This window comes from Streptomyces sp. NRRL F-5630 (assembly GCF_000719475.1).
Lineage (GTDB): Bacteria > Actinomycetota > Actinomycetes > Streptomycetales > Streptomycetaceae > Streptomyces.
The window spans coordinates 1-1,542 of sequence record NZ_JOGO01000165.1 but is presented as its reverse complement, the minus strand read 5'-3'; the positions used below and the strand labels follow the sequence as shown (position 1 = coordinate 1,542).

At 67.5% G+C, this 1,542-nt stretch carries 2 protein-coding genes; both read right to left on the bottom strand.

The features are described 5' to 3' along the window. The coding region (locus tag IF99_RS0130125; RefSeq protein WP_037828215.1) for an electron transfer flavoprotein subunit alpha/FixB family protein at window positions 1-701 on the bottom strand (701 nt) is incomplete at its 3' end. A 52-nt stretch (window positions 702-753) separates the two neighbouring features. Continuing rightward, entirely contained in the window at window positions 754-1,539 is a 786-nt protein-coding gene (locus tag IF99_RS0130120; protein ID WP_031001640.1) for an electron transfer flavoprotein subunit beta/FixA family protein, read from the bottom strand. Window positions 1,540-1,542: the final 3 nt, after the last annotated feature.

Genomic DNA, 1,542 nt, shown 5'->3' with positions numbered 1-1,542 from the left:
CGCGAAGCACCCACCGCCCCACCCAGCGCGTCCGCCAACGCCTCGATCAACCCGAAGTTCTCCGCACCATTGACCCCACGACCACCCGAGACCACGATCGCCGCCTCCGTCAGCTCCGGCCGCCCCGAAGACTCACGCGGCGTGCGCGAGACCACCTTCGTCCCCGACGCCTGCGCCGAGAACGACACCGACAGCTCCTCCACCGCACCCGCACCCGCCACCGGCTCCACCGGCGCCGAGTTCGGCTTCACCGTGATCACCGGCACCCCCCTCGACACCCGCGACTTCGTCGTGAACGACGCCGCGAACACCGACTGCGTCACCACCGGCCCCTGCTCACCCGCCTCCACATCCACCGCGTCCGTGATCAGCCCCGACCCGATCCGCAACGCCAAACGCGCCGCGATCTCCTTCCCCTCAGCAGAAGAAGACACCAGAACAGCCACCGGCGAGACGGAAGAGACAGCCGCCTGGAGCGCATCCACCTTCGGGACCACCAGATAGTCCCCGTACTCGGCGGCCTCCGAGGTCAGCACCCGCACCGCACCATGCTCACCCAGCGTCCCCGCCGCCTGCCCCGCACCCGCACCCAGCACCACCGCGACCGGCTCGCCCACACGACGCGCCAACGTCAGCAACTCCAACGTGGGCTTGCGCACCGCGCCATCCACGTGATCCACATACACCAGAACTTCAGCCATGTTCATGCACTCCAGCCAGAGAGAAGGAAGAGAGGTTTCAACGACCCAGGACTCAGATGAACTTCTGGCCTGCGAGGAACTCGGCCACCTGCCGGCCCCCCTCCCCCTCATCCGTCACGATCGTCCCCGCCGTCCGCGCCGGACGCGCCGCCGCCTCCTCCACCCGCGACCACGCACCCTCCAGCCCGACCTCCCCCGCCTCGACGCCCAGATCCTCCAAGTCCCAGGACTCCACCGGCTTCTTCTTCGCCGCCATGATCCCCTTGAACGACGGATACCGCGCCTCACCCGACTGGTCCGTCACCGACACCACCGCCGGCAACTGAGCCTCCAACTGCTCCGAAGCCGCGTCACCATCACGACGACCCCGCACCACACCACCACCCACCGACACCTCCGACAACAACGTCACCTGCGGCACCCCCAACCGCTCCGCCAGCAACGCCGGAAGCACCCCCATCGAACCGTCCGTCGACGCCATCCCGCACACCACCAGATCGAAACCGGCCTTCTCCACCGCCTTCGCCAGCACCAACGACGTACCGAACACATCCGTCCCGTGCAGAGCGTCGTCCTCCACATGCACGCCCTTGTCCGCACCCATCGACAACGCCTTGCGCAACGCGTCCTTCGCGTCCTCCGGACCCACCGTCACCACCGTGACCTCCGCGTCATCGGCCGCATCCGCGATCTGAAGCGCCTGCTCCACCGCGTACTCGTCCAACTCCGACAACAGACCATCCACATCCTCACGGTCCAACGTCAGGTCCTCGGCGAAATGCCGGTCACCCGTCGCATCCGGCACGTACTTCACACAGACAACGATCCTCAAGCTCACGCC